This window comes from Enterobacter sp. LM3 (assembly GCF_046622475.1).
GTDB classification, from domain to species: domain Bacteria; phylum Pseudomonadota; class Gammaproteobacteria; order Enterobacterales; family Enterobacteriaceae; genus Enterobacter; species Enterobacter cloacae_P.
The window spans coordinates 1-1,458 of sequence record NZ_JBJURN010000045.1 but is presented as its reverse complement, the minus strand read 5'-3'; the positions used below and the strand labels follow the sequence as shown (position 1 = coordinate 1,458).

The window sequence follows — 1,458 nt, the reverse complement described above, 5'->3', positions numbered from 1 at the left end:
TGATCGCGAGCTGCGTGACACGTGGCAGCGTCCCGGTGGTGGTTGATACTGCCTGTGACTGGGTAAAGCCAATCTACTTGACTGATCACGACATCGACGTTATGGACCGCCAGACGAAGAAAGACATCCTGACGCATAACAAAGCATGGCATTCAATTTGTGATGAAACTAAACCGTGAGATTGAACAGATATCTCAATTTTGGGGGTTGGTTACAGATCGTTCTTACTGATAATGTTAAACAACTAATCCTTCAAATGAGAATATATCATGGAAAGAGGAGTTGTTTTTTCACCATGTGAGGTCGCTAAGAGTAATTCAGATAGTTTTGTTACTAGGAATTTCATAAGTGAAATTGATATAAATTACTTTACTTTATACTGGGATAAATTGGTCTCGCCAACAACTAATCAGATTCATCTTGGTGTACCATATGAATCAGATTTAATTGATAGTGGTATTCTAACGAGGCCTAGATTTTCGTACATGAGTATTTCTGGCAGCGAACTTGTAGGTATACAAGCAGATATTCATGCTAAGACCATGTCTGATTTGATTCATAAATCACCAGATATAGAATGGAGAATGCATTTCCTTGGTGAGGAAATTAATATTCCAGATTCGTATTCTAGTGAAGGTGATACACTAAAGTTCGGGTTAACAAAGCTACTTCCTGTTCCTCAAAAAGACGTACATATTGCAGATATATTAGAGTTTAAGGAAAGAAGGAAACCTGAATTATTGTCCTTGCATGAATATTTGGATGAGCTTTACTTTGAGGTTCGTGAGTCATGTGACTTTAATCTATCAAGAGCAAAAGCATTTTCAGGGCTAAAAAATGCGATTGTAGATTTAGAAAAACTTAATAATGAAGGATGGAAAAGCCCTCTACGATTTGACGTGTCAACATCTTTTAAATTCAATCTTTCACAAATATACAGTGCTGGCGTAACGATGTTATCGGCGAGCCACAGTGATAATCCATTCGAGACACTAGGTGTTGGAACAGCCGTTTCGGTGCTCGGTGGATTTGTAAGTATAGGCTTAAAGAGACAAAAAACACTTATTGGTTCTGACCCTAAACTCGCATATCTAACAAAAGCACTTAATGAGGGTATTATAAAATTTTAATCTAGGTTTTAGTTACTTAGCCTCGCTCTTTCGGGGCTTTTTTATGCGCATCGCACGCGCACATTAAAGAGAATCTTTCAGACTATGATCTTGGGTAATCCGTTGCTCTTGGCTGCTTTGCCGTTCGGCAGGAGCACGTCTGAGAAGCTATCAACACTTAACAGGCAACGATCATTTCCGCTTTGGTATAGTCCATCGGGGAGCAGGTAGAAGGAGGAGGTAATCAGCCTGGTGTTGCTGAGGGAGTGTTCTGGTCATACCTCGATTGGCTAGTGTAAATGGTGGTTTTTTTTGGGACGGCCATACGGTTTTATTCATGATTGCCTTG

Annotated in this window: 1 protein-coding gene; it reads left to right on the top strand. The window is 39.8% G+C overall.

Annotation, left to right across the window (positions count from 1 at the left end):
* Positions 1-269: 269 nt before the first annotated feature.
* The gene (locus ACJ9N4_RS20815) at positions 270-1,130 is read left to right on the top strand and encodes a DUF6236 family protein (protein ID WP_411500790.1); all 861 of its coding nucleotides are present in this window, start codon (positions 270-272) and stop codon (positions 1,128-1,130) included.
* Positions 1,131-1,458: the final 328 nt, after the last annotated feature.

What these genes read in the sequence shown, in the direction of transcription:
- ACJ9N4_RS20815 (WP_411500790.1), top strand. Translation starts at nt 270, where the DNA reads ATGGAAAGAGGAGTTGTTTTTTCACCATGTGAGGTCGCTAAGAGTAAT.